At 51.6% G+C, this 539-nt stretch carries 1 pseudogene; it reads left to right on the plus strand.

The window, feature by feature from the left end:
• Nucleotides 1-77: 77 nt before the first annotated feature.
• A pseudogene (locus tag GOB58_RS12900) lies at nt 78-539 on the plus strand (IS5 family transposase); the annotation flags it as partial.

A 539-nucleotide genomic window follows, 5' to 3' on the forward strand; every position in this document is an offset into this window, starting at 1 on the left:
TTAGGCTCAGGACCTGTTAATTTCCTGAACTGAGAGAGTTGTTGTGATTCAACAGTCTTACCGATGGAGGTGAGACTGTGAGTGATGTATTTTTGTTGTCTGAACGTCAGATGGAGCGGATTGAGCCGTTTTTTCCTCTGGCGCATGGCGTGCCCCGCGTGGATGACCGGCGTGTTCTGAGCGGGATCGTTTATGTGATCCGCAATGGCCTTCAGTGGAAGGATGCCCCCAAAGCGTATGGCCCGCAGAAGACTTTATATAATCGCTTCATCCGGTGGAGCCGTCTGGGTGTCTTTGACAGGATCTTTAAAACCCTGGCAGAACAGGCAGGCCGTTCAAAATGCCTGATGATCGATGCAACGCACCTTAAAGCGCACAGAACGGCAGCCTCTCTGCTTAAAAAAGGGCTTTTCCCCGCTATATGGGGCGAACAAAAGGGGAGCTGAACTCAAAACCTCATGCCATGTGCGATGATCAGGGGCGACCAGTCCGACTTTATCTGACTGCAGGACAGGTCAGTGACTTCAAAGGCGCAGATG

Origin of the sequence: Acetobacter thailandicus (genome assembly GCF_011516655.1) — a bacterium.
Classification (GTDB): Bacteria; Pseudomonadota; Alphaproteobacteria; order Acetobacterales; family Acetobacteraceae; genus Acetobacter; species Acetobacter thailandicus.